Annotated in this window: 21 protein-coding genes; 14 read left to right on the top strand and 7 right to left on the bottom strand. The window is 66.0% G+C overall.

Annotated features, from left to right (window positions below; all coding sequences use genetic code 11):
- The coding region (locus BBA01S_RS02740; RefSeq protein ID WP_027815085.1) for an electron transfer flavoprotein-ubiquinone oxidoreductase at positions 1-1,021 on the top strand (1,021 nt) is incomplete at its 5' end.
- A 62-nt stretch (positions 1,022-1,083) separates the two neighbouring features.
- Here BBA01S_RS02740 and BBA01S_RS39820 read toward each other — a convergent pair.
- The 4 genes from BBA01S_RS39820 to BBA01S_RS02760 form a co-directional block, all read right to left on the bottom strand.
- Entirely contained in the window at positions 1,084-2,811 is a 1,728-nt protein-coding gene (locus BBA01S_RS39820) for a tetratricopeptide repeat protein (protein WP_042295794.1), read from the bottom strand.
- Positions 2,812-2,957: 146 nt separating this feature from the next.
- On the bottom strand, positions 2,958-4,058 hold the full coding sequence (aroC, locus tag BBA01S_RS02750) for a chorismate synthase (protein WP_027815086.1): 1,101 nt from the start codon (positions 4,056-4,058) through the stop codon (positions 2,958-2,960).
- Positions 4,059-4,216: 158 nt separating this feature from the next.
- Positions 4,217-6,190 (bottom strand): MFS transporter, encoded by a 1,974-nt coding sequence (locus BBA01S_RS02755; protein WP_027815087.1) that lies wholly within the window; start codon positions 6,188-6,190, stop codon positions 4,217-4,219.
- A 128-nt stretch (positions 6,191-6,318) separates the two neighbouring features.
- Positions 6,319-6,774 carry a CBS domain-containing protein gene (locus tag BBA01S_RS02760; protein ID WP_027815088.1) on the bottom strand — a complete coding sequence of 152 codons (456 nt, stop codon included), beginning with the start codon at positions 6,772-6,774 and terminating at the stop codon, positions 6,319-6,321.
- A gap of 374 nt (positions 6,775-7,148) precedes the next feature.
- On the opposite strand from BBA01S_RS02760, the gene BBA01S_RS02765 reads away from it, so the two are divergent.
- The 3 genes from BBA01S_RS02765 (at position 7,149) to BBA01S_RS02775 (ending at position 9,806) form a co-directional block, all read left to right on the top strand.
- Positions 7,149-8,483: an O-acetylhomoserine aminocarboxypropyltransferase gene (locus tag BBA01S_RS02765; protein WP_027815089.1), complete on the top strand. Its 1,335-nt coding sequence runs from the start codon at positions 7,149-7,151 to the stop codon at positions 8,481-8,483.
- The gene (locus BBA01S_RS02770; RefSeq protein WP_027815090.1) at positions 8,480-9,316 is read left to right on the top strand and encodes an alpha/beta fold hydrolase; all 837 of its coding nucleotides are present in this window, start codon (positions 8,480-8,482) and stop codon (positions 9,314-9,316) included. The genes BBA01S_RS02765 and BBA01S_RS02770 overlap by 4 nt, the downstream gene beginning before the upstream one ends.
- Positions 9,317-9,479: 163 nt before the next feature.
- Positions 9,480-9,806 (top strand): DUF962 domain-containing protein, encoded by a 327-nt coding sequence (locus BBA01S_RS02775; protein ID WP_027815091.1) that lies wholly within the window; start codon positions 9,480-9,482, stop codon positions 9,804-9,806.
- A gap of 39 nt (positions 9,807-9,845) precedes the next feature.
- Here BBA01S_RS02775 and BBA01S_RS02780 read toward each other — a convergent pair whose 3' ends face one another.
- Positions 9,846-11,153, bottom strand: a complete 1,308-nt coding sequence (locus tag BBA01S_RS02780) for a YihY family inner membrane protein (RefSeq protein ID WP_174479155.1) — start codon at positions 11,151-11,153, stop codon at positions 9,846-9,848.
- A gap of 133 nt (positions 11,154-11,286) precedes the next feature.
- Between BBA01S_RS02780 and wrbA the strand changes: the two genes are divergently transcribed.
- From wrbA to BBA01S_RS02800, 4 genes are all read left to right on the top strand, one after another.
- Positions 11,287-11,895, top strand: coding sequence for an NAD(P)H:quinone oxidoreductase (gene wrbA / locus BBA01S_RS02785; protein WP_027815093.1), 609 nt, complete (start codon positions 11,287-11,289; stop codon positions 11,893-11,895).
- 110 nt (positions 11,896-12,005) lie between these two features.
- Positions 12,006-12,398: a DUF2069 domain-containing protein gene (locus tag BBA01S_RS02790; RefSeq protein ID WP_027815094.1), complete on the top strand. Its 393-nt coding sequence runs from the start codon at positions 12,006-12,008 to the stop codon at positions 12,396-12,398.
- Positions 12,399-12,559: 161 nt separating this feature from the next.
- On the top strand, positions 12,560-13,987 hold the full coding sequence (locus BBA01S_RS02795) for an FAD-binding oxidoreductase (protein ID WP_027815095.1): 1,428 nt from the start codon (positions 12,560-12,562) through the stop codon (positions 13,985-13,987).
- 33 nt (positions 13,988-14,020) lie between these two features.
- Positions 14,021-14,827, top strand: a complete 807-nt coding sequence (locus BBA01S_RS02800) for a metallophosphoesterase (protein WP_027815096.1) — start codon at positions 14,021-14,023, stop codon at positions 14,825-14,827.
- A gap of 53 nt (positions 14,828-14,880) precedes the next feature.
- Here BBA01S_RS02800 and BBA01S_RS47475 read toward each other — a convergent pair whose 3' ends face one another.
- A complete protein-coding gene (locus BBA01S_RS47475; protein ID WP_167335995.1) occupies positions 14,881-15,033 on the bottom strand; it encodes a hypothetical protein in 153 nt (50 codons plus the stop codon).
- A gap of 144 nt (positions 15,034-15,177) precedes the next feature.
- A complete protein-coding gene (locus BBA01S_RS02810) occupies positions 15,178-16,116 on the bottom strand; it encodes a LysR family transcriptional regulator (protein ID WP_027815097.1) in 939 nt (312 codons plus the stop codon).
- A 155-nt stretch (positions 16,117-16,271) separates the two neighbouring features.
- On the opposite strand from BBA01S_RS02810, the gene BBA01S_RS02815 reads away from it, so the two are divergent.
- From BBA01S_RS02815 to BBA01S_RS02840, 6 genes are all read left to right on the top strand, one after another.
- Positions 16,272-17,879 (top strand): efflux transporter outer membrane subunit, encoded by a 1,608-nt coding sequence (locus tag BBA01S_RS02815; RefSeq protein ID WP_027815098.1) that lies wholly within the window; start codon positions 16,272-16,274, stop codon positions 17,877-17,879.
- Positions 17,880-17,890: 11 nt separating this feature from the next.
- Positions 17,891-20,224, top strand: a complete 2,334-nt coding sequence (locus BBA01S_RS39825; protein WP_042295797.1) for an FUSC family protein — start codon at positions 17,891-17,893, stop codon at positions 20,222-20,224.
- Entirely contained in the window at positions 20,214-20,414 is a 201-nt protein-coding gene (locus tag BBA01S_RS02825; RefSeq protein WP_027815099.1) for a DUF1656 domain-containing protein, read from the top strand. Before BBA01S_RS39825 ends, BBA01S_RS02825 begins: the two co-directional genes overlap by 11 nt.
- A gap of 40 nt (positions 20,415-20,454) precedes the next feature.
- Positions 20,455-21,318, top strand: a complete 864-nt coding sequence (locus tag BBA01S_RS02830) for an efflux RND transporter periplasmic adaptor subunit (RefSeq protein WP_027815100.1) — start codon at positions 20,455-20,457, stop codon at positions 21,316-21,318.
- A gap of 291 nt (positions 21,319-21,609) precedes the next feature.
- Positions 21,610-22,212 carry a hydrogenase maturation protease gene (locus BBA01S_RS39830; protein ID WP_052391657.1) on the top strand — a complete coding sequence of 201 codons (603 nt, stop codon included), beginning with the start codon at positions 21,610-21,612 and terminating at the stop codon, positions 22,210-22,212.
- A 106-nt stretch (positions 22,213-22,318) separates the two neighbouring features.
- The gene (locus tag BBA01S_RS02840; protein WP_281176929.1) at positions 22,319-24,262 is read left to right on the top strand and encodes a propionate--CoA ligase; all 1,944 of its coding nucleotides are present in this window, start codon (positions 22,319-22,321) and stop codon (positions 24,260-24,262) included.
- The last annotated feature ends 14 nt before the right edge of the window (positions 24,263-24,276 follow it).

A 24,276-nucleotide genomic window follows, 5' to 3' on the forward strand; every position in this document is an offset into this window, starting at 1 on the left:
GCAGGTCTACGGCATCGGCATCAAGGAACTCTGGGAGATCGATCCGGCCAGGCACAAGCCGGGCCTCGTGATCCACACCGCAGGCTGGCCGCTGGAGAACGATACGTACGGCGGCTCGTTCCTGTACCACATCGACAACAACCAGGTGATGGTGGGGTTTGTCGTCGGTCTCGCGTACACGAATCCGTATCTCTCGCCGTTCGAGGAATTCCAGCGCTACAAGACGCACCCGGAAATCCGCAAGTACCTGGAAGGCGGCAAGCGCGTCTCGTATGGCGCACGCGCGATCACGGCAGGCGGCCTGATGTCGCTGCCCAAGCTCGTGTTCCCGGGCGGCGCGCTGGTCGGCGACGATGCGGGCTTCCTGAACGCCTCGCGCATCAAGGGCAGCCACGCGGCGATCAAGACCGGCATGCTGGCTGCAGACGCGGCATTCGAGGCCGTGCAGGCGGGCCGTCAGGGCGACGAACTCGCGGCGTATCCGGAAGGCTTCAAGCAGTCGTGGCTGCACGAAGAACTGTACAAGGCGCGCAACTTCAAGCAGTGGATGAGCAAGGGCCTGTACCTGGGCACGCTGATGGTCGGCATCGAGCAGAAGCTGCTGGGCGGCAACGTGCCGTGGACGCTGCACCACCAGCATCGCGACAACGAGATGCTCAAGCCCGCGTCGCAGTGCAAGCCGATTGAGTATCCGAAACCTGACGGCAAGCTCACGTTCGACCGGCTGTCTTCGGTGTTCATCTCGAACACGAATCACGAAGAGAACCAGCCCGCGCATTTGACGCTGAAAGACGCCAGCGTGCCCGTCGACGTGAACCTGCGCACCTATGCAGGCCCGGAAGCGCGCTTCTGCCCTGCCGCGGTGTACGAGTTCGTGAAGAACGACGACGGCAGCGACCGCCTGCAGATCAACGCGCAGAACTGCGTGCACTGCAAGACCTGCGACATCAAGGATCCGACGCAAAACATCGTCTGGGTCACGCCGGAAGGTGGTGGCGGCCCGAACTATCCGAACATGTAAAGCAGCAATCAGTCACCGAAAGGGCCGCTCGCGCGGCCCTTTTTGCATTTCTGGCGTCGCCGTCACACGGCAGCGCGCAACGCGGCCAGCTCCACCAGCGCCTGTTGCACGCGCCGCAGCACATCGTCCCACGCATCGGGCCGCGTCTGGCGAAACACGCGCGCGCCGGGATACCACGGCGAATCTTCGCGATCCTTGAACCAGCGCCAGCACGCGCCGTAACGCGACAGCACCCACACCGGCCTGCCGAGCGCCCCGGCCAGGTGCGCCATCGACGTATCGACGGTAATCACCAGGTCGAGATTCGCGACGATCGCGGCCGTATCGGCGAAATCGCGCACGTCGCTCATCGGATCGAACGGCCGCAGCGCGGCCGGAAGATTCGCGATCTGCGGGCGCGTCGCGTCGCCCATCTGCAAGCTGACGAACGTCACGCCAGGCGTGCCCAGCAAAGGCACGAACGACTGCGCATCCAGCGAACGGCGCTGGTCGATCGCGTTCGAGCTCGCCTGATCCGCGCGCGGATTGCCCGCCCACACAAGCCCGACCTTCAGCGCCCCCTTCGGCAACCGTGCTTGCCATTGCTCGACTTCTCCCGGTTGCGCATGCAGGTACGGCACGCGGGCGGGAATCGTCGCGACCGTCGTGCCGAAGCGCAACGGCAGGCTCATCATCAGGCACCAGTAGTCATGCCGCTCGATCCGCCCCTGGCCGTTCAGCGCAATCACCCGATCGGCGCCCGCCAGCGTTTCGAACAGTCGCTGCTGCGTCGGCGCGCACGCCACGCTCACCTGCGCCGCCCCCAGGGCCTTGAGCATCGGCACGTAGCGGCAGAATTGCAGGCTGTCGCCCAGACCTTGCTCCGGCCACACCAGGATCGATTTGCCGGCGAGCGACTCGCCCTGCCATTGCGGATACGGCACCGGCGCTCGCGCGACTCCCCCCACGCCCATCGACGGATCGTGCCGCGACTCGTATAGCGGCCATCCTTCTTCGTAGTTGCCGAGCCGCAGCAGCGGCAACGCCAGGTTCGTGCGGGCGGCCGTGTAGTCCGGACGCAGCGCGAGCGCGTGTCGATAGGCGTCGATCGACTCCTCGACGCGGCCCAGTTGCCACAGTGCGTTGCCGAGGTTGTTGTGCACCTCGGCGAGATTGGCATCGAGCGCCAGCGCGCGCCGACACGCCGCTTCGGATTCGTGCAGCCGGTTCATGTCCTTGAGCAGCAAGCCGAGATTGTTCCAGGCGAGCACGTTGCTCGCATCGCGCTCAAGCGCCGCGCGATACGCGGCCTCCGATTCGGCGAGTCGGCCGAGCCGCCACATCAACAGTCCCTGATGAAGCAAGGCGACGACGTGGTTCGGATCGATCTTCAGCGCGCGCGACAGCGTGGTTTCCGCTTCGTCCATGCGCGCTTCGTGCATCAGCACGACGCCGACGTTCGCGAGCGCATCGGCGTCATCCGGGCGCAGCGACAACACGCGCGCGTACGCGGCTGCGGCAGCAGCCATACGGCCACGCCGATACAGCCACGCGCCTAACGCGAAGTGGGCATCGGCACGCGCACGGCGCGTAGCCGGCGGCTGGGCCACGCCTGGCCGGCCAAGGCCAGCCAGCGCGCACGCCGCCAGTTCGAGTGCTTCGGGATCAGCCGGATGGGCTTCCAGCACGCGTGCGAGCGCCTCAAGCGCGGCGTCGTTTGCGCCCGCAGCAAGCAGCGACCGTGCGCTCTGGCGGATATCGGAGGGAGATGCAGGAGGAACAGGAGGAACAGGAGGAAGTGCAGCGTTCATGAAAACAACCTGGTGACGGCGCGAACCACGCCAATCCAGGCAATTTATGAGACTGCACTGCGCCAGTACATTGGCGAAGTCTTAAAAAGATGCGTGCAGGGCCCGCAATGCGACACCCTGCCGCGCACCTTCCTGATGACTGACGTTCAGACGTCGCTGGCCGCGATCTTCGGCGTCGATACAACCACATCGCCGTTCTGCGCGCGATGGCGCATCGCATGGTCGATCAGCACGAGCGCGAGCATGGCTTCGGCGATCGGCGTGGCGCGAATGCCCACGCACGGATCGTGGCGGCCAAAGGTCTCGACCACGGCAGGCTCGCCCGCCTTGTCGATCGAGCGGCGCGGCGTGCGGATGCTCGATGTGGGCTTGATCGCGACGGACACAGTGATGTCCTGCCCCGTCGAAATGCCGCCCAGGATGCCGCCCGCGTGATTGCCGTGGAAGCCATTGGGCGTGAGCTCGTCGCCGTGCGTCGAGCCGCGTTGCGCCACGCTCGCGAAGCCCGCGCCGATTTCCACGCCCTTGACCGCGTTGATGCCCATCATGGCGTGCGCGATATCGGCGTCGAGGCGGTCGAACAGCGGCTCGCCCCAGCCCACCGGCACGCCGCTCGCGACCACGTTGATGCGCGCGCCGATCGAGTCGCCGTCCTTGCGCAGGGCGTCCATGTAGTCTTCGAGCTGCGGCACCACATCGGCGTTAGGCGCGAAGAACGGGTTTTCATGCACGTGTTCCCACGCGACGAACGGCACGTCGATCTCGCCAAGCGCGCTCATGTAGCCGCGCACTTCCACGCCGAAACGCTCGCGCAACCACTTCTTCGCGACCGCGCCCGCCGCCACCGTGGGCGCCGTCAGGCGCGCCGACGAACGGCCACCGCCGCGATAGTCGCGGATACCGTACTTCTGCCAGTAGGTGTAGTCGGCGTGGCCGGGGCGGAAGGTCTCGACGATGTTGCCGTAGTCCTTGCTGCGCTGGTCGGTGTTGCGGATCAGGAGCGCGATGGGCGTGCCGGTCGTGACGCCCTCGAACACGCCCGAGAGGATTTCGACCTGGTCGGCTTCCTGGCGCTGCGTGACGTGGCGCGACGTGCCGGGACGGCGGCGATCGAGGTCGATCTGGATGTCGGCTTCGGTGAGCGCCATGCCGGGCGGGCAGCCGTCGATGACACAGCCGATAGCCGGGCCATGGGATTCGCCGAAGGTGGTGACGGTGAAAAGCGTACCGAGCGTGTTGCCGGACATGGCAGTCGTCCAAAGTGATTCGGGGAATCCAGCATTATGCCAGCCCGTGCGGCAGCGCGCCCGGGTGGCCTGTCAGCGGGCGCCGCGGCGTCTGTCATTCCTCGTCACTCTTCCTCGCGCTTTGTCGCCATTTGTCGCTACCTGTCGCTACGTTTCGCCTAGCGCCGCACGCCGCGCAGATCCGACACCGCACGCTGAAGTCCCTCGACCGTGACGTCAGCAGGCGCCACCGGCTCTCCCACCGCCAGCGTGAGCCGGCTCGTCAGGCCGCGCCGTGTGGGCCGCTCCTGCCCCGACGCCGCATGGCGCGAAAACATGCTTCCCCACAGCCCACGCAGCGCCATCGGCACGACCGGCGCGGGATGGCGCTTGAGGATCTCCGTCACGCCGTGGCGGAACGGGTTCATTTCGCCGTCGCGCGTGATCTTGCCTTCGGGAAAGATGCAGACGAGTTCGCCCTCGGCGAGCGCGGCAGCGCAGGCATCGTAGGCCGCCGCCAGCAGCGCCGCATCCTGGTGTGCGGGCGCAATCGGAATCGCCTTCGCATGGCGGAACATCCAGCCGAGAAACGGCGAACGGAAAATCTGGTGATCCATCACGAAGCGGATCGGCCGCGGGCTTTCGGCCATGATGACCACTGCGTCGACAAAGCTCACGTGGTTGCAGACCAGCACCGCGGGGCCTTCGGCGGGAATACGGTCGGTGTTCACGAGGCGCACGCGATAGACCGTGTGCACCAGCACCCACGCCACGAAGCGCAGCAGGAATTCGGGCACGAGTGTGTAGATGTAGGCCGCCACGACGATGTTGAGCAGCGCGGTCGTCAGAAAAATGCCCGGCACGCCGACGCCAGCCGCCGACAGCCCCATCGCCATGAGCGCGGAGGCAATCATGAACAGCGAGTTGAGGATGTTATTGGCGGCAATGATGCGCGCGCGATGACTCGGCGCGCTACGGCTCTGGATCAGCGCATAGAGCGGCACGCTGTAAAAACCGCCGAACATCGCAAGCAGGAACAGATCGGCCAGCACGCGCCAATGCGCGAGCGTGCCCACGAACTCGCCCACCGACAGCAGATGCGGCGCGGCCGGCAGCGCGTGACTCGCGAAGAACAGGTCGATGCCGAACACGCTCATGCCGATCGAGCCGAGCGGCACGAGGCCGATCTCGATACGGCGGCGCGAGAGCTTTTCGCACATCAGCGAACCGAAGCCGATGCCCAGCGAGAACATCGCGAGCAACAGCGTCACGACATCGGGGTCGGCGGACAGGACGTCCTTCGCGAAATTAAAGAACGACGCCAGAAAGGTCGCGCCGACGAACCACAGCCACGAAATCCCCAGCAGGCTCAGGAACACAGTGCGGTTCTCGCGCGCGAGGCCCAGATTGCGCCAGGTCTCGGAAAACGGGTTCCAGTTGATGCGCAGGTTGGGCTGCAAGGACGCGCACGGCGGCACGAAACTGCTGGCCACGCGACCGATCAGCGCGATGACGATGCACAGGCCGCCGAGCCACCATGCGCCAACTGGCGTTCCCGTTGCGGCGTTCGTCGCCGCATCGCTCGCGCCGATGCCCGCCGCGATCCCGCCCATGATCGTGCCGATCAGGATGGCGACGAACGTGCCCATTTCCACGAGCCCATTGCCGCCCACGAGTTCATCGTCCGAGAGCTTTTGCGGCAGATACGCGTACTTGATCGGCCCGAACACCGTCGAATGCACGCCCATCAGGAACGTGCACAGATAGAGCAGCGGCGCGCTGTGCATCCAGAAACCCGCCGCGCCGACCAGCATCACCGCGATCTCGAAGGTCTTGACCCAGCGCGTGAGCACGGCCTTGTCGTACTTGTCCGCAACCTGCCCCGACGTCGCGGAGAGCAGCACGAACGGCACGATGAAGATGGCGGAAATCAGGAACGCCACGGTCTTAGGGTCGACGCCCGAAAAGCGCGAAGCCTGATAGGTCACAAGCGACGTAAAACCGATCTTGAACACGTTGTCGTTCATCGCGCCGAGGAACTGCGTCCAGAAGAACGGCGCAAAACGTCGCTGGCGCAGCAGCGCGAACTGCGAGCCGTGGGCGTGTTCTTCGGCGGGCGCCGACTGCGCGGCGTGCATCGGTCTATCGTTCATCGCGTTGTTTTTATGCGGTCGGAATCAGTCGTCAGACGTGAAAAAGCGCGCCTGACGCGCGCTTTTCATGCGGGTACTTCGAGGGCATGGCGAAACCCGTTCGCCCTTTTACCCGGCGATCAGGCCGATCACGTCGCCGAGTGACGCTCTTCTTCGGGCCAGTCGCGGATATAAGCCTTCAGCAGCTTGTTTTCGAAACCCTGTGCCTCGACCACGGCCTTGGCGACGTCGTAGAACGAAATCACGCCCATCAGCGAGCGGCTTTCCATCACGGGCAGGTAGCGCACGTGATGTTCGAGCATCATGCGGCGCACTTCGTCCACTTCGGTTTCGGGCGTGCAGGTGATGGGATGGTCGTCCATGACCTTGCGGATCGTCGTGGTGCCAACGCTGCCGCCGTTGGTGCGCAACGTCATGATGATCTCGCGGAACGTGAGCATGCCGACGAGATCGCCGTACTCCATGACCACGAGCGAGCCGATGTCGTGCTCGGCCATAGTGTTGACGGCGTCGTGCAGCGCCGTGTCCGGCGTGACGGTGTAGAGCGTATTGCCCTTGACCTTGAGAATATCGCTCACACGCATGATGTGTCTCCGGGGAAATGCTGGTCGATTGGGGGGAGATGCTGAAAAGATACCTACCTGTTTTCGATCCTAGCGGAAAGGCCGTCAAAAGAAAAGCCGCAGGAAAGCGGGCCGAAATGCGAATTCGGGCCCTGAAAAGCGCGGCTGGCGCGGCGCAAGGCAAACCCCTGTGCGTGTTGCGCGATCGAGCGTAGGCCATTCGGGTTATACCGTACGGTCAGGGGGCAACCTTCTGCGAGCCCCGCCCCACAAGGGTTTCAGGCGCTCCCCCGGTAGTGCGGCGGGCTTCGCGACGCGTTTGCTGACCGCACGGTCGGTGATACGATGCGAGCACCTTTCACCCGTCGCCGGTTCGCGCCGGCTGTGCTGCCAGAATGTCCGATCCCCGCTTCGACACGCTCGCGCTGCATGCTGGCGCCGCGCCCGACCCCGTCACCGGCGCCCGCGCGACGCCGATCTATCAGACCACGTCGTTCGCGTTCCGCGACACCGATCACGCCGCCGCGCTCTTCAATATGGAACGCGCGGGTCAAGTCTATTCGCGTATCTCGAACCCCACGGTGGCGGTGTTCGAGGAGCGCGTCGCCGCGCTCGAAGGCGGCGCGGGTGCGATCGGCACCGCCAGCGGCCAGGCCGCGCTGCACCTGGCGATCGCCACGCTGATGGGCGCGGGCGCGCACATTGTCGCGTCGGCGGCGCTCTATGGCGGCTCGCACAACCTGCTCGACTACACGTTGCGCCGCTTCGGCATCGAGACAACCTTCGTGAAGCCCGGCGACCTCGACGCCTGGCGCGCGGCGCTGCGACCCAATACGCGCCTGCTGTTCGGCGAAACGCTCGGCAATCCGGGGCTCGACGTGCTGGATATCGCCGCAGTTGCGCAGATCGCGCATGAGCATCGCGTGCCCCTGCTCGTCGACTCGACGTTCACGACGCCCTATCTGCTGCGCCCCTTCGAACATGGCGCGGACTTCGTCTATCACTCGGCGACCAAATTCCTCGGTGGCCACGGCACGACTATCGGCGGCGTGCTGGTCGATGGCGGCACGTTCGATTTCGAGGCTTCGGGACAATTCCCCGAATTCACGCAGCCCTACGCGGGCTTTCACGGCATGGTGTTCAGCGAGGAAAGCAGCGTCGCACCGTTCCTGTTGCGCGCGCGTCGCGAAGGCTTGCGCGACTTCGGCGCCTGCCTGCATCCGCAGGCCGCATGGCAGTTGCTGCAAGGGATCGAAACGCTGCCGCTACGCATGGAGCGCCATGTCGCGAACACGCGTCGCATCGTGCCATTTCTCGCAGCGCACGACGCCGTGGAAGCGGTCGCCTATCCGGAACTCGAAAGTCATCGCGACTACGCGCTCGCCCAGCGCCTGCTGCCGCGCGGCGCGGGCGCCGTGTTCAGCTTCGACCTCAAGGGCGGCCGCGAGGCGGGCAAGCGCTTCATCGAATCGCTCGCGCTCTTTTCGCACCTCGCCAACGTTGGCGACGCGCGTTCGCTCGTGATCCATCCCGCTTCCACCACGCATTTCCGCATGGACGAAGCGGCGCTGAAAAACGCGGGCATCGGCGCGGGCACAATCCGGCTGTCGATCGGCCTGGAAGATCCCGACGATCTGATCGACGATCTCAAACGCGCGCTCAAGGCCTCGCAGAAAAGCAGCAGCCCCGCCAAGGGCGCCTCGGGCGCTTCCGGCAAGGAGGCGTCATGATCGTCGAAGTGAGAGGTCAAAGCGTCTACGCCTACACCGGCGGCCGGACGTTCGATCCGGCGCTGCCCGTGATCGTGTTCGTGCACGGCGCACAGCACGATCACAGCGTCTGGGGCCTGCAATCGCGCTATTTCGCACATCACGGTTTCAGCGTGCTGGCCGTCGATCTACCCGGCCATATGCGCAGTGCCGGCCCCGCGCTCACCAGTATCGACGCGATCGCCGACTGGCTCGATGCGCTGCTCGCCGCGCTGAAGGTGGACAAAGCGATCGTCGCAGGCCACAGCATGGGCTCGCTCGTCGCGCTGGAGTTCGCGGCGCGCCATCCCGCGCGCGCCAGAGCCATCGCCCTGCTCGCCACAGCGTTTCCGATGGCGGTTTCTCCCGCGTTGCTCGAAGCCGCGCGCGAACGCGAACCCGAAGCTATCGCGCTCGTGAACGCCTGGTCGCATTCGACGCTCGCGGCCAAGCCGTCAAGCCCAGGCCCGGGATTCTGGCTGCGCGGCATGAATCAGCGCCTGATGGAACGCGTCTCGGCCAAAGGCGAGCCGCAGCTGTTCCATGCCGATTTCGCCGCCTGCAACGCCTATGCCGACGGCCTGACAAGCGCGGCGAAAGTGGTGTGTCCGGTGCGCCTGATCGTCGGCAAGCGCGACATGATGACCCCGCCGCGCGCGACAAATGAAATTACGAGGACGTTCAAGGATGCGGGCGTGCGCTTCGATACGGTATCGCTCGATGCGGGCCACGCGCTGATGACCGAGCAACCCGACGCCACGCTCGATGCGCTTTACGATTTTGCGGTGAATGCGCCACGCATCGGAAACGGCTGAGCGAGCGCGGCGGCAATGGGAAAACGCCTCGGAAAACGGCGATGCAGGACACGCTACAACCGAGGCTTTCCCCGACTTGCACGGTCGTTCGATTAGCAAGAAAATGTGGCACAGGCGCATCCCTTGCGCACCCGTCCGAGTCCCCCACGCGCCAGGAGGAGACATGACACACGCCACCCACAGCGAGCATCAGCACTTCGCGAACTTTGCGGAGTTTTACCCGTTCTACCTGAGCGAACACAGCAACCTCATGTCGCGGCGGCTGCATTTCATCGGCTCGCTGGGCGTGATCGGCTGCATAGCCATGGCCATCGCCACCGGCATCTGGCTCTGGTTACCCGCCGCCGTGATCTGCGGCTACGGCTTTGCCTGGATCGGCCACTTCATGTTCGAGAAGAACCGCCCCGCCACCTTCCGCCATCCGTTCTACAGCCTGATGGGCGATTGGGTCATGTTCTCGGATATCTGTCGCGGGAAGATCTCGCTTTAGCCCGTCTGCCCCAACGCCCGGACACCCCGGCGCAAGGCTTCACGCCGCCGGGTGCGGCAGTCCGGGCGGGTGACCGTTCGCTTCGGCCAGGCGCGCCAGTTCGCGGCGCGCCGCCAGCAACGAGGCCAGTGAAACCGACAGCTTGTCGTTTTCCAGCGCGCTCAGCAGCATCCCGGCATCGATATCGCTCGACTTCAGTTGATACGCCAGTTCCTTGCGATCGATGACAAAGCGCGCGTAGATGCGCTCCACCGAAATACGCGCCGGGTTGGCGATCAGCACGTAATGCGGCTGCGCGCCGTCCCGCTCCAGCTGCGCGATCAATTCGTCTTCTTCGAGGATATTCACCAGCCGCGTCACGGTGGCCAGGTCTCGGCGCAATAGCTGGGCAATCTGCTCGCTGTTCAGGCCGGGACTGCCGGCATCGCGCGTTTCGGCGAGACCGCCGAGCAATTCGAGCGCGTCCAGCAGGTCGCTGCCAGGAAAGCGCGGCCGGTTGAAACGGCCCGTACGGATCTCCGGCAACGCCGACGTAATCATCGCGCCCACCAGCGTGATGAACCAGCTCAGGTACATCCAGAGCAGGAACATCGGTGCCGCCGCGAACGCGCCATACACCGCCGTGTAAGTTGGAATCCGCCGCACGTAATAGCCGAAGCCGCGCTTGGCCAGTTCGAACGCCACGGCCGCCGCAATCCCGCCGATCACCGCATCGCGCCATGCCACGCGGCAGTTCGGCATATAGACGTAGAGCATCGTGAAAGCCAGCGCCGTAAGCGGCAGCGACGCGCCGATCAGCATCCAGTCGAACACCATCGAAACATGCTGTTCGGTGGCCAGCGCCAGCGAGCGCGTAAACAAATACGACGAAATCGACAGACTCACGCCGATCAAGATCGGCCCGAGCGTAAGAATCGCCCAGTACACCAGCACGCGCTGCGCGAAAGGCCGCGCCTTGCGCACGCGCCAGATGAGATTGAAGGCCGATTCGACCGTCATCATCGTCATGACGGACGTGACGAACAGCACGATCATGCCCATCGTCGTGAGGCCCTTGGCCTTGGACGCGAACTGGTTCAGGTAGAGGAAGATCTGGCTGTTGATCTGCGCCGGCATCAGGTGATCGGCGAGAAAACCCTGTAGCGAATTCTGGAACGACGCGAAGATGGGGAACGCCGTGAAGAGCGCGAAGGCGACCGTCGCCAGCGGCACGATGGCCAGCATGGTCGTAAACGTCAGGCTGCCCGCCACCTGCGCAATGCGATCCTCACGGCTGCGCCGCGCCGCGAAGCGCGCCAGCCGCTTCACGATATCCAGATCGATCCTTACTCTCGACAACACGTCCATTGTCCAGCCTTCTCCAGACGGTGCGGCACGCCCCTGGCCTGTTGCCCGGCACGCCGCTGGAAACCCCGTGGGCACGCTGCGAAAACCGCGCCGAACCCAGACCCTATAATATCCCGTCCACCGACGAGGCCCGATGAAACCGATTCTTGTGCTTTACTACAGCCGCCATGGCGCCACCCGCGAACTCGCGCGCGCCATCGCCCAGGGCATCGACAGCGTGCCGGGCGCCGAAGCGCGCGTGCGCACGGTGCCGCCTGTATCCACGGTCTGCGAAGCCACCGCACCCGATATTCCCGACGACGGCCCGCCCTACGCGGAGTTGCGCGACCTCGAAGAATGCGCGGGCCTCGCGCTCGGCTCGCCCACGCGCTTCGGCAATATGGCCGCGCCGCTCAAGTACTTTCTCGACGGCACTACGCCGCAGTGGCTCGCAGGCGCGCTCGCCGGCAAGCCTGGCTGTGTGTTCACGTCCACCGGCAGCCTGCACGGCGGCCAGGAAAGCACGCTGCTGTCGATGATGCTGCCGCTGCTGCACCACGGCATGCTGCTCGTCGGCATTCCGTACACCGAAAGCGCGCTGTCTTCGACGGACGGTGGCGGCACGCCTTACGGCGCGTCGCATCACGCGCGTTCGGACGGACGCGGCCACGGTCTGAGCGCCGATGAAAAAGCGCTGGCCGTGGCGCTGGGCGTGCGGCTCGCGCGCGCCTCGCTCTCGCTCGCACAAGGCGAACGGCCATGAGCGGCGGGCCGCCCGACGTCACTGAAACGACCGGCGGGCGGTCTCCTGCCGATCACGCGCAGCCGCGCACTTTACCGTCATCGCAAAACTCGCGGCGCGAGCGCGTCCCGATGACAACCTCACCCGCGCCTGTTGCCAAGCGAAGCTTCGCTGCGATGGGCGCATTCGTCGTGCTCGCCGCACTCACTGCACTATGCCTCGCCTGGGAGTGGCGCATCGCGCCGCTGCGGCCCGGAGGCAGCGCACTCGTGCTCAAGACGCTGCCGCTTGCAGCCGCGCTGCCCGGCGTATTCCGGCGCCGCCTCTACACCTTCCAGTGGGCATCGATGCTGGTGCTGCTCTACTTCGCCGAAGGCATCGTGCGCGGCATGACCGATCCGGCGCCCGGCGACATGCTCGGCTGGATCGAGGTCGGGCTGTCGCTGGCGTTCTTCGGCTGCGCGCTCGCTTACGTCTCGCCGTTCAAACGCGCGGCGCGACGCGCCAAACGCGACGCCGGATAAAAACGCGAAGGTCGATGCAAGGCTCGCGCGAGGCGTGTCACACTAGGCTTTTCGCCAGCTATTGCGTGTAGTCGCGACAAGTCCGGCCGCATTCCCATGCCAGAGCGTGGCCTACGACCACCGATACGCAACACCGACACGCGCCGACACCCCACCGAGTCATGACCCAATCCGTTCCGCAAGCCTTCCTTGACGCCTGCGCCGCCGCGGTCGGCGCGCAGCACGTGCTGACCGACGCCCACGACACCGCGCCCTACGTCGCCGACTGGCGCAAGCGCTATCAGGGCGCGACCTGCGCCGTGCTCTGCCCGTCCAGCGCCGAAGAAACCGCCGCCATCGTTAAGCTCGCGCACACGCACCGCGTCGCGCTTGTGCCGCAGGGCGGCAACACCGGCCTTGCGGGCGGCGCGACGCCCGACGCGAGCGGCCAGCAAGCCGTACTGAGCCTGCGCCGCCTGAACCGCGTGCGCGAAATCGACGCGCACAACAACACGATCACCGTCGAAGCCGGCGTGATCCTCGCCGAGGTGCAGGCGCGCGCCGCCGACGCCGGCCGCCTGTTCCCGCTTTCGCTCGCCGCCGAAGGCAGTTGCACGATCGGCGGCAATCTTTCGACCAATGCGGGCGGCACCGGCGTGCTGCGCTACGGCAACACGCGCGAGCTGTGCCTGGGGCTCGAAGTCGTGACGCCGCAAGGCGAGCTGTGGGACGGCCTGCGCGGGCTGCGCAAGGACAACACCGGCTACGATCTGCGCGATCTGTTTATCGGCGCGGAAGGCACGCTCGGCGTCATCACCGCAGCGGTCATGAAGCTGCACCCGCAGCCGGCGGCCAGCGTGACGGCGCTCGCGGCGCTTGGCTCGGCGCATGCGGCGCTCGATTTCCTCGCGCTCGCCCAGCGCTACGCGGGGCCGCTGCTCACCGGCTTCGAGCTGATGTCGGACTTCTGCATGCAACTCGTGGGCCGCCATTTCCCGCAACTGCGCTATCCGTTCGCCGAGCGCCACGCGCAGGTCGTGCTGCTCGAACTGTCCGACAACGAAAGCGAAGAACATGGCCGCGCCCTGTTCGAGCGCCTCATGGAAGCGGCGCTCGAACAGGGTGTCGTGGAAGACGCCGTGGTCGCAGAAAGCCTCGCGCAATCGCAGGCATTCTGGAATATCCGCGAGCACATTCCGCTCGCGCAGGCGCAGGAAGGCCTGAACGTGAAGCACGATATCGGCGTGCCGATTTCACGCATCGGCCATTTCATCGAGGAAACTGGCGCCGAGATCGCACGCGCGGTGCCAGGCGCGCGCATGGTGACGTTCGGCCATCTGGGCGACGGCAATCTGCACTACAACGTGCAGGCGCCTGAAGGCGGCGACCCGAAGCAGTTCCTCGCGGAGAACGAAAAGCTGCTCAACCGCATCGTCTACGACAGCGTCGCGCGTCATCGCGGCACGATCAGCGCGGAACACGGCCTCGGCCAGTTGAAGGTCGAAGAGAACGCACACTACAAGAGCGAAGTCGAGCTTGGCATGATGCGCGCGATCAAGACGGCGCTCGATCCGCTCAACCTGATGAATCCGGGCAAGGTGATTCGCTGACGCGAATCCCGCCCACCGCGAGGAGGCGACGACGTGAAGATCCGCGTGCTGTCCGACCTGCATCTGGAGCATGACGAACCCGAGCTGATCCCGCACGCCGACGCCGACCTCGTCGTGCTCGCGGGCGACATCCACAATCACGGGCTCGGCCTGCGCTGGGCCGCCGAAACCTTCGATCCCCAGGTGCCCGTGATCTACGTGCCGGGCAATCACGAGTACTACGACGGCGAACTCGGTGCGCTGGAGACGGCGATGCGCGACGCCGCCGCCTCGCTCGACAACGTGCACTTCCTGAACAACACGACGTATCTCGATCCGGCGGGGCGCTTTCGCGTGCTGGGCACGACCTTGTGGGCCGACTTCGCGCTGTTCGGCGCCGACGACGCCGCGCGCGAAACCGCCATCGCGGCGGCGCTGCGCGTGATGCTCGACTTCAAGGGGTTGATTCAGGTTTCGTGGCCCGCGAGCCCCGAGGCGGGCGCGCGCGACTTCACGCCGGCGGATTCGCTGGCGTTGCACGCACAGGCGCGCGCATGGCTGGAGGCGGAACTGGCGAAGCCCTTCGCGGGCAAGACGATCGTGGTGACGCACCACGCGCCGCATCGGCTAAGCCTGGCGGCGCGTTATGCGAGCGATCCGGTATCGGCGGGATTCGTGAGCGACCTGGGCGCGCTGGTGGGCCCGCCCGCTGCGCTCTGGATCCATGGCCACACGCATACCTGCTTCGATTACACCGTGGCTGGCACGCGCGTCGTGTGCAATCCGCGCGGCTATCGCGACCGGCGCAGCGGTCTGCCGGAGAATCCGGCGTTTGCGTGGGACAAGGTCGTGGAGATTTGAGCGGCGCAGCAGTGCATGCGCACACGCTCAAACAGGTCGATCATTCAGGTCGATCAGCGCAGGCCGCGCGGTGCATCGACCGGGCGCTGCACGCGCAGCGTGACGGGCTGAAGCTGCGCGCGGCGCATACGCAGCAGGTCGCGCGACGCGGCAATGCCGATCAGGCCCATCATCACGGCAATGCCGATCATCAAATGCGTATCCATGGAAATCCTCGGGGTTCTGGCGAATTGGCGTTTCAGTGGCGCTACCTTATCAAGCCGCCGCGCGGCTGTGCGTAAGGAAGTGTTGCCAGAAGGCGAAGCTGTAACAGCCTGTCACAGCACGCCCTCCCCGAGTATTAACGATGCTTACGTGCGCGCGAAACGGCGCAGTTCGGTCTGGTCTTTCGCGAGCGTCGCGGGCAGCGTCTCGCGCAGCATCTCGACCCACGTGCGGATCTTCGCGTCCAGATACTGACGCGACGGATACATCGCGAACACCGTCATCTCCTGCGAGCGGTACTCGGGCAGGATCCACACAAGTTCGCCGCTGCGCAGCCCGCTGATCGCCGAATAGATCGGCAGCAGCCCCACACCCATGCCTTCGCGCACGCCCACGGCCATCGCTTCGGCGACATTCACCTGGAAGGTCGCCGGGCCAAGGTCGATCGTTTCGGCGCCCTGCGGCCCGGTGAACTGCCATTGCGACGCAGGGAAGACCGGCGTCACCAGTTGCAGGCAGCGGTGATTCGCGAGGTCGTGCGGCGTCTGCGGCACGCCGTAGCGCTCCAGATAGGCGGGCGACGCGCAGGCGATGCTGAACGCGCTCGTCAGGCGCTGCGACACGAAGCCCGAATCCGGCAGGTCGGTGGCCAGCACCAGCGCCACGTCATACCCCTCGTCGAGCAGGTCGGGCATGCGCTGGGCGAGCGTCAATTCGATATGGACGTCGGGGTATTGCGCCTGATACTGCCCCACCGCCGGCACCACATAGTGCTGGCCGAAGCTCGTCATGGCGTGAACCTTGAGCTTGCCCGACGGGCGTGCATGCGCGTCGCCGGCTTCGGCTTCCGCCTGGTCCACGTAGGCCAGGATCTGCTCGCAGCGCTGCAGATAACGCTCGCCGGCCTCGGTGAGCGCGATGCGGCGCGTCGTGCGGTTCAGAAGGCGCGTGCGCAGGTGCGCCTCCAGGTCGGAGACCGCGCGCGACGCATAAGCCGTCGTCGTATTCAGGTGCTGGGCGGCGCCGGTAAAGCTGCCCGCCTCGACCACCCGGACGAATACACGCATGTTTTGAAGCGTATCCATACCAATCCTCTTTCTGACGGACGAATTGTTGCACGTTTTGCAAAATCAATTATCTCATAACCGGTAAGAATGCCTTGCATCCTTACCGGTTATTCGCCAATCGAGCAAAAAATATAATGACGCACATCAATCTATAGCCGTTAAGGGAGTAAATCGTGCAGTCTCCGGTACCGAAAGGACTAGCCGTAGCCGCGGTTCTTACGTTCTCGTTGATAATCGCGGGATGCGCCAGTACCGGGGGGATCGCTCCTCAAGCAAAGCACGTCGAGGCGAGTGAACTGGACGTGGGCTCGGCGATCCGCGCCGCCAACACCGACGCCAAGTGGCCCGCCAGCGACTGGTGGCGCGGCTACAACGACCCGCAGCTCAATACCTGGATCGAGGATTCGATCTCGGGCAATCCGTCGCTCGCGGCTGCGCAGGCGCGCGTGCGCGAAGCGCGCTCGATGGCGGGCGTGGCCGAAGCCGGCCTGCTGCCGCAGATCAACGGCAGCATGTCCGTGCAGCGCCAGCACTGGTCGGACAACATCTATTACGGGCCGGGCTCGCTTGCGAACTCGAACTCGTGGAACAACACCGCCACGCTCGGCCTCTCGTATCACCTCGACCTCTGGGGCCAGGACAAGAACAACGCCGAGCGCGCCCTCGACGTCGCGCACGCCACGGCCGCCGACGCGCGCGCCGCGCAGCTCGAACTCGAAGTCAACGTGACGCGCGCGTACATCGATATGTCGATGAACTACGCGCTGCTCGACATCGCGAAGCAGACGCTCGCCGAACAGCAGAAGGTGCTCGCCCTCGCGCAGCGCCGCCTGAAGGGCGGCATCGGCACGCAACTCGAAGTGAGCCAGGCCGAAACGCCGCTGCCCGAATACGAACGCCAGATCGACTCGCTCGAAGAAGCGATCGCGCTGGGCAAGAACCAGCTCGCCGCGCTCGCGGGCAAGGGCCCCGGCGCGGGCGAAGCAATCCAGCGCCCGGCGCTCTCGCTTGGCGCACCGGCGGGCCTGCCTTCGGCGCTGCCCGCCGAACTCATCGGCCATCGCCCCGATATCGTGGCGGCGCGCTGGACGGTCGCCGCCCAGGCGCGCGGCATCGACGTCGCCCGTGCCGACTTCTATCCGAACATCAACCTGCTCATGTCGATGGGCGGCTATGCGGCTGCCGGCCCGATGTTCCAGTTCCTGAAGTCGATCAGCGGCAGCTATGCGGGCGGCCCCGCGCTGTCGCTGCCGATCTTCGACGGCGGCCGCCTGCGCTCGCAGCTCGGCGCGCAGTCGGCGGCTTACGACATCGCCGTCGACCAGTACAACCAGACGATCGTCACCGCGCTCAAGGAAATCGCCGATCAGGTGGTGCGCATGCGCTCGCTTGCGACCCAGGAAGACGACGCGCATCGCTCGGTCGCCGCCGCGCAGCGCAATTACGACCTGTCGCAGGAAGGCTATCGTCGCGGCCTGACCGACTACCTCAACGTGCTGATCGCGCAAACGCAGTTGCTGCGCGCGCAGGAAGGCGTCGCGCGCATCCAGGCCGAGCGCCTGACCGCGCACGCCACGCTCGTCGCAGCGCTGGGCGGCGGCGCGATCGATGCTGGAGCCGATCCCGCAGCCGCACCCGCCATCGCCAGCCCGACGGCCGCCGAGCAATTGCCCGCGCACGGCAAAAAGACCCGCGCCGTGCCGCTCGCGCCTGCCGCGCTGCTGACGCCGCGTTCGTCGGCTGACGACGCCAGCGGTAGCAACGCGGCTGCCAGCCACTGAGGCGCGCGACGATGCAAGCCTCCTCCTCCACTTCGCAAGCGGACGGCCAAGGGTTCCTGAAAGCCTTCGCCGACTGGGCGCGCACCGACGGCCTCGTCTGGCTGTATCTGTTCAAGACCATCGCGGCCGCGCTCATCGCGCTGGGCATTGCGATGAAGCTTGAGCTGCCCTCGCCGCGCACGGCCATGACGACGGTGTTCATCGTGATGCAGCCGCAAAGCGGCCCGGTGTTCGCCAAGAGCTTCTACCGTCTGTGCGGCACGCTCGTCGGTCTGGTCGTGATGCTTGCGCTGATCGGCCTGTTCGCGCAGCAACCCGAACTCTTCATCGCCACCACGGCGATCTGGGTCGGCGTCTGCACGGCGGGCGCGGCGCGCAACCGCAACTTCCGCTCGTACGGCTTCGTGCTCGCCGGTTATACGGCGGCGCTGATCGGCATTCCGGCTTCGCAGCATCCCGATGGCGCGTTCATGTCCGCGATGACCCGGGTGGCCGAAATCTCGATCGGCATCCTGGTGTCGGGCGCCGTGAGCGCGATCGTGTTTCCGCAATATACGGGCGAGCTGCTGCGCTCGACGGTGCGCCGCCGCTTTTCGTCGTTCGTCGACTATGTGTCGGCGTCGCTGGCCGGGCGCATCGACCGTTCGCAGATCGAAGCGACCAACGCGCGCTTTGTGGCCGATATCGTCGGCTTCGAGGCGAGCCGCAGCAACGCCGTGTTCGAGTCGCCCGATTCGCGCATGCGCTCGGGGCGTCTTGCGCGCCTGAACACCGAGTTCATGGCGGCGTCGACGCGCTTTCACGCGCTGCACCAGCTGATGAACCGTCTGCGCAACGAAGGCTCGACGGCCACGGTCGCGGCGCTGGAGCCGTATTTCCACGAGATCGCCCCGCTCTTCGACAAGGCCGGCGAGCGCGTGCTCACGGCCGCCGATGCGACGCATGCCTCGGCGCAGCTTTCGCAGTACCGCGCGGCGCTGCCCAAACGCGTGCGCGAAACCCGCCTGCAGCTGGAAACGGCGCTGGAAACTGAGCTGAAAACCGCGCCGCAAGCAACGCTTGCCGACGCCGATAAGGCCGCCGCCCTGCTCGACTTCGACACCGCGACCGAACTGTTCTACCGCTTCGTGCACGAGATGAACGAGTACACGGCGACCTACGCTTCGCTCGCCGTCGATACGCATTCGCGCGAAAAGTGGATCGCCCGCTACGTGCCGAAGACCAACATGGTCGCGGCCAGTGTGCATGGCGTGCGCGCCGCCATCGTCATGGGCCTGCTGGGCGCGTTCTGGATCGCCACGGCCTGGCCGAGCGGCACGAACCTCGTGCTCAACGCCGCCGCGACCTGCGCGCTCGCGTCGGCGTCGCCACAGCCTACGCGCATGGCGAGCCAGATGGCGGTCGGCACGATCATCGCGTCGATCGTCGGCATGATCCTCACGTTCGGCGTGTTTCCGCACATCGACGGCTTTCCGATGCTGTGCGTCGCGCTCGCACCGGCGCTCGCCTTCGGCACCTTCCTGACGACGCGTCCGGCCTACGCGGGCTACGGCGTGGGCTACTGCATCTTCCTGTGCTTCCTCGCGGGGCCGGACAACGTCGTGCAGTACAACCCGAGCGGCTATATCAACGATGCGTTCGCGCTGGTGATTTCGCAGATCGTCTCGGCGGCCGCGTTTGCCGTCTTGCTGCCGCCTTCGACGCCGTGGCTGCGCAACCGCCTGCTCGCCAATCTGCGCGGCCAGGCCGTGCATGCCTGCCGTGCGCGCCTGCAGGCGCTGCCGGGCATTGCCGGCGTGGCGGGCCTGCGCAACCGCTTCGAAAGCGGCGCGCGCGACCTGATGTTCCAGCTCAACGCGCTCGCGGGCAAGGATGAAGCGTTCCGCCAGGACACGCTGCGCTGGATGTTCTCGACGCTCGAAATCGGCAACGCCGCAATCGATCTGCGCGAGGAACTGGCGGCGGTAACGGCGCAACACGGCACGCATCCCCGCTTTGCGAAGGGCGCACCGTGGCGCGCGCAAACGGCCGCGGCGCTCAAGAGCGTGGCCGCGCTGTTCGAGCGCCCGCACGCGCGCCGCCATGCCGCCGCGCTCGCCGCGACCACGGCCGCCATCGGCGCGGCGCAGGCGGTGCTCGAAGACGTGCTGCGCGAGGCCGCGCCGCGCGAAGAGCGCCACCCGATGCAGCGCTGCCTGAGCCATCTGCATTTCATCCGTACCGCGCTGATCGATCCGCAGTCGCCGTTCGCGGCCTATGCCCCGGACGCATCGGCCGGTACCGATACGAACAACCCGTCGGGCAAGCGCCCCGGCGATACACAAGGAGCGAACCATGCCTCGTGACGTGGCGTTTCTGGACGCCTACATTCCGGCGATCGTGCTGCTCTTCATTCTGGGCGCGGCGCTCACCTGGGTGCTCGATTCCGTGCTGGCCCGCACCGGCCTGTATCGCATCGTGTGGCACCCGTCCCTGTTCCGCGTGAGCCTGCTCGTGGTCGTGTGCTGCGCGATCGGGCTTGCCGTCTATCGTTGAAAACCGTGTTGAACCGGCGTTGAACCGGTTTGGAACAATCATGACTATCCGAAACATCATTGGCTTTATCGCGACGGCGATCATCTTCGTCGTCGCCATCCTGGTCGGCCGCGCGCTGTGGGTGCACTACATGGACGAGCCGTGGACGCGCGATGGCCGCGTGCGCGCCGAAGTCGTCAACATCGCCCCCGACGTCTCCGGCGCCGTGGTCGAGCTGCCCGTGAAGGACAACCAGATGGTGCACAAGGGCGACCTGCTCATGCAGATCGATCCGTCGCACTACCAGATCGCCGTCGAGCAGGCCGAAGCCGCCGTCGCCGCACGCAAGGCCGAGCTGACCATGAAGCTCGACGACGCCCGCCGCCGCGCCGACATGGACAGCCTCGTGGTCTCGCAGGAAAACCGCGAAAACGCCTCGCACACCGCGAATTCGGCGCAGGCGCAATACCAGCAGGCCATCGCCGCGCTCGACGCCGCCAGGCTCAACCTCGAACGCACGCGGGTGATCTCGCCGGTCGACGGCTACATCACCAACCTGCAGGTGTTCAAGGGCGACTACGCGATTGCTGGCCAGGCGAAGCTTGCCGTCGTGGACAGCCACTCGTTCTGGGTCTACGGCTACTTCGAAGAAACCAAACTGCCGCACGTACAGGTGGGCAACAAGGCCGACATCAAGCTGATGAGCGGCGGCACGCTCGAAGGCCACGTGGAAAGCATCTCGCGCGGCATCTACGACCGCGACAATCCGCAAAGCCGCGAACTGCTCGCCGACGTGAACCCGACCTTCAACTGGGTGCGACTCGCGCAGCGCGTGCCGGTGCGCATCCACATCGACAAAGTGCCGGACGGCATGATCCTGTCGGCGGGCACGACCTGCACGGTGGTGGTCAAGCCGGGCGCTTAAAGCCGCCCGACGTCCCGTTCACCGACGACAGATGGACTACAAGGAGCGCCTGCGAGCGCTCCTTTTTTATGCGTATTGTCTGACGCGCTCCGGGGCAGGATTGCATCAGGCCTGGCATTGCCTTGACGCTTTGCGGCACATTCCAGGCATGCACCGACAGACAAATTCTCAGGCCTGCAAAATATCGTCAGCCATTCAGCTAAACGGGTCTATAGCTTGACAGGCGTCAACACAAAAACCGCTCACACCTAAGACTATTCTGACTTTACTGTCCTTCGCCAAGTGAGCCGCGTGAGTTTTCTCTACGAGCATGTTCCTCAACTCTTCGCCCGCTATGTAGGCACGCCGTCAGACACCGGCGCGCGCCTGCATGCATCGCCGCGCATCGTCGTGCTCGGTATCGGCAACGAGCAATGGGGCGACGCAGGCTTCGGCATGCGCGCGATCGAGCGCATGAAGGCCCACTGGCAATGCGCGCCGCACGTCGAGTTCGTGGCGGGCGGCATCGAGGGGCGCGCGCTGCTGCCGCTGGTGGAAGCGGCCCAGCGCATGATCGTCTTCAACGCGGCCGATTTCGGCCATGCACCAGGCACGCTGTGCGTGCGCGAAGGCGACGCCGCCATCCGCCATCTGGGCACGCGCCCGTTCAACCTGCACCAGATGGATTTCGCCGATACCTTCGCGTGCGCGCAGCTCAAGGGCCGCTATCCGCGCGAACTGGTGCTGGTCGGCGTGCAGCCGCTCGCCCTCGACGACTATGGCCGGGGCCTGCGCCCCGCCGTGAGCGCGCAGCTCGATCCGGCCATCGCCGTTGCCTGCCGCTGGCTGCGGCGCTGGCATGCCCAGCCGCGAGCGCGCTTGAGCGCCGTGGACGGGCCGCCCGCTGCGGGCTGAGGCCGTCGCTGCGGCAATCCCGCAGCAAACCAGCGGCATTAAAAGCAGCATAGCGGCGGGACTTACGCGGGTTCGCCCGCGTTGCCCGCCGCCGTTGCGCTGCACTATCCTCGACTCTCCAGACAGCAAGCACGCGAGGATGGACGTCATGCGCTACCGCGATTTTCACCGCGAGTCGATCGAACACCCCGAGGAGTTCTGGCGCCGCGAAGCCGCGCGCATCCATTGGGAAACGCCGTTCGACAGTGTGCTCGACCGCTCGAATCCGCCGTTTGCGCGCTGGTTCACGGGCGGGCGCACCAATCTCTGCTTCAACGCCGTCGACCGCCACCTGGCCACGCGCGCGCAGCAGAACGCCCTCGTCTACGTCTCGACCGAAACCGGCATCGAGCGCCGCTACACCTACGCCGACCTGCACGCCGAAGTGAACCGCATGGCCGCCGTGATGCGCTCGCTGGGCGTCAAGCGCGGCGAGCGCGTGCTGATCTACCTGCCGATGATCCCCGAAGCCGTGTTCGCCATGCTCGCCTGCGCGCGCCTGGGGGCGATCCATTCGGTGGTGTTCGGCGGCTTCGCGGCGCCGAGCCTCGCCGCGCGCATCGACGATGCAAAGCCCGTGCTGCTCGTGAGCGCCGACGCAGGCGCGCGTGGCGGCAAGGTGATCGACTACACGCCGCTCGTCGACGAAGCGATGGCGCGCGCCGAATTCGCGCCGCCCCGCGTGCTGCTGATCGACCGCCAGCTCGCCCCAGAGCGGCTGTCCGCGCCCTATCTGGTGGACTACGAACCGTTGCGCGAGCAGTTCCACGACGCGCATGTGCCCTGCGAATGGCTCGAATCGAACGAGCCGTCCTACATCCTCTACACCTCGGGGACGACCGGCAAGCCGAAGGGCGTGCAGCGCGACGTGGGCGGTTATGCGGTGGCGCTCGCGACCTCGATGGAAACGATCTTCGAAGGCCGCGCGGGCGACACGATGTTCACGGCGTCCGATATCGGCTGGGTGGTCGGCCATAGCTACATTATTTACGCGCCGCTGCTCGCGGGCATGACGACCGTCATGTACGAAGGCACGCCGATCCGCCCCGACGGCGGCATCTGGTGGCGTCTGGTCGAGCAGCACAGGATCAACCTGATGTTTACCGCGCCCACGGCGATCCGCGTGCTCAAGAAGCAGGATCCCGCCCTGCTGCATGCCGCCGATCTGTCGAGCCTGCGCACGCTGTTCCTTGCGGGCGAGCCGCTCGACGAGCCGACCGCTACGTGGATTTCCGACGCGCTCGGCAAGCCCGTCGTCGATAACTACTGGCAGACCGAGACCGGCTGGCCGATGCTCGCCATTCAGGGCGGCGTGGAAAAGCTGCCGCAGAAGCTCGGCTCGCCGGGCGTGCCCTGCTATGGCTACGACCTCGTGCTGCGCGACGAACACACCGGCGAGCCGTGCGCGAGTGGCACGAAAGGCGTGATTACATTGAGCTATCCGCTGCCGCCAGGCTGCATGCAGACGGTCTGGGGCGACGATGCGCGCTTCGTGAAAACGTACTGGGAAAGCGTGCCGGGCCAGCAGGTCTATTCGACCTTCGACTGGGGCGTGCAGGATGAAAACGGCTACGTGACGATCCTCGGGCGTACCGACGATGTGATCAACGTGGCGGGCCATCGGCTGGGCACGCGCGAAATCGAGGAAGCGATTTCCTCGCACGCGGCGGTCGCGGAAGCGGCCGTCGTGGGCGTGAGCGATGCGGTGAAGGGCCAGGCCGCGCTGGCCTTCGTGGTGCTGCGCGACGCCGCGGCGGCCGCCGATCCGAAGCCTGCCGGCAAACTGGCCGCCGCGATTGCGGCGACGGTGGATCGGCAGCTTGGCGCAATCGGCCGTCCGGCGCACGTGCATTTCGTGCCGATGCTGCCGAAGACGCGCTCCGGCAAGCTGCTGCGCCGTGCGATTGCGGCGCTCGCCGAAGGCCGCGAGCCCGGCGAGCTGCCGACCATCGAGGACGCCAGCGCCCTGCAAGCGATCCGCGAGGCCGTGGAGGCCGCGCGCAAGGCCTAGCGCAAGAGTTGACG

The organism is Paraburkholderia bannensis NBRC 103871, assembly GCF_000685015.1.
In the GTDB taxonomy this organism is placed as follows: domain Bacteria; phylum Pseudomonadota; class Gammaproteobacteria; order Burkholderiales; family Burkholderiaceae; genus Paraburkholderia; species Paraburkholderia bannensis.